The organism is Staphylococcus sp. 231237_7MaSpsaltlick (assembly GCF_043107035.1).
Map to the genome: position 1 here is coordinate 1 of NZ_JBICNX010000308.1, position 522 is coordinate 522.

Sequence of the window (522 nt, forward strand, 5' to 3'; positions counted from 1 at the left end):
TTCAATATGATTGTGATTTTCTAACCTTTCAAATATATACGAGCGATACGATGAGTTGATATTATACCAATCATTATTTTTGAAGTTTCTAATTAATTCTTCATCAGTAGGAACTTTACCTGAGCCTTGTTTTTTAAGCAATAAATACAGGATAACTTCTGAATCCTGATACTGACCTTGATGTTTATCTTGAAAATGCCTAAAGTCTCTATATAAAGTAGCAATCACTTTATTTAATGCATTTGAAGGTGTTTTTGTAATTATCCTTCTTGCTATATATTTTTCCATTATTTCTACTATTTTTATAGCTTCTTCTTCCATGATTCTATCAGAAGTAAAATCATTAATAATAGCCATAATAAACGGCCTTATAACTGTTACGTTCAATTCTAAAAATCTATTTAAAATCATATCTATCTTCTTAGTTCCTGTATTACATTCAAGAATCATTTTATATGTATTTGAATAGTCATTTAGATCTTCAAATAGATCATATTTATTAAAATTCAAATCAAAATAAGT

At 25.9% G+C, this 522-nt stretch carries 1 protein-coding gene; it reads right to left on the minus strand.

Annotation, left to right across the window (positions count from 1 at the left end):
- Positions 1–522, minus strand: a 522-nt coding sequence (locus tag ACF91D_RS31620; RefSeq protein WP_392438676.1) for a hypothetical protein, incomplete at both ends; no start/stop codon positions are given.